Source organism: Mesorhizobium sp. M1273, assembly GCF_040318195.1.
Classification (GTDB): domain Bacteria; phylum Pseudomonadota; class Alphaproteobacteria; order Rhizobiales; family Rhizobiaceae; genus Mesorhizobium.
In genome coordinates, this window is the sequence record NZ_JAMYLV010000087.1 from 1 (window position 1) to 1,218 (window position 1,218).

The following is a 1,218-nucleotide window of genomic DNA, read 5'->3' on the forward strand; positions in this document are numbered from 1 at the left end:
CCCTTGTGAGGGCTTTGCATGAAGGGTGTGCTTAACCTGATTGGCCTACTGGGCGTCTTTTGAAGGCGTCTAAGGCCTCGCCCTGTCGCCCTGGCGCGACCGGCATCATTGGCCCGATCGGCTCGATTTTGGACGCACTCCTCCCTCACGCCCGTCTCTCTTTGGGTGGATACAGGACACCGATCATAGTCCGCAGATTGTAGGCGCATGCCGCCAGCATGCACTGCGTGCGGTTGGTCGCAAGGTTGAAGAAGCGCATGCGCCGCATGCCGTAACGCTCCTTGAACACGGCGAAAGGCCGCTCAACCGCCGCCCGCACCTTGGAGATCAGCCGGTTGCGCAGCTTGTCGCGCGGCGGCAATTCAGGGTGATGCTTGTTGGGCCGCCGCATCAGGCGATCCTTGATCTTGGCCTCAGCGAGCCGGTCATGCCTGGCATGGGTGTAATAGGCCTGATCGCCATAGACCGCCTTCTCATCGCCGCAGATCAACCGGTCGGCCGGCTCGGTGTCGGTGACTGAGGCGTCGCTCACCTCGACGCGCCGGATCAAGGTGTGCCCCTGGTCGACGCCAATGTGCATCTTGTAGCCAAAAGTGCTCTTTTTGCCCTTCTTGCCCCAGCGCGCATCCTTGTCCGCCGACGGCTTGACCGGGCCGTGGTGGCCCTTCTTCGGCTGCTTGGGCGGCCGGCCGGGGGATTGCATGAACGAGGCATCGACCAGCGTGCCGCGCTTGACGATCAGGCCTTTCGTCTCCAGCTGCCGGTTGATCTCCTCAAACACCTTGTCGATCAGCCGCTCACGCGTCAGCTCGTCGCGAAAGCGCCATAGGGTCGAATGATCGGGCGTACGGTCCGAGAGGCTGAAGCCAACGAAGCGGCGAAACGACAGCCGGTCACGGATCTGCGCCTCAAGCGCTGGATCGCTCAGCCCATGCCACACACCCAGCAGAAGGCAGCGCACCAGCAACATTGCCGGGTAGCTGGCGCTACCCGGGCCGCTGCTGCTGCGCGGGCCAAGCAGCTTGCTGATCGGCTCCCAGTCCAGCTCTTTCGCAATCAGGTCGAAGATCGTCTCATCCGACACCGCAAGACCGTCCGCCAGACTCAACTGACCCAGAACACGATCCACCATCGCGAATCTCCCTGCTCCAACCTCACAACAGAATCACTGATCGGCTTCTGTGCAAAGATCTCCTTGTGGGAGAAGGTGGCCGAGCG

The 1,218-nt window shown here is 62.2% G+C and carries 1 protein-coding gene; it reads right to left on the reverse strand.

Annotated elements, in window-relative coordinates; all coding sequences use genetic code 11:
- Window positions 1-145: 145 nt before the first annotated feature.
- Window positions 146-1,132, reverse strand: coding sequence for an IS5 family transposase (locus NKH30_RS33035; protein ID WP_352687253.1), 987 nt, complete (start codon window positions 1,130-1,132; stop codon window positions 146-148).
- Window positions 1,133-1,218 lie beyond the last annotated feature (86 nt).

Bases quoted from the DNA above. Each gene is read 5' to 3' on its own strand.
- NKH30_RS33035 (WP_352687253.1), bottom strand. From the start codon at position 1,132: ATGGTGGATCGTGTTCTGGGTCAGTTGAGTCTGGCGGACGGTCTTGCG.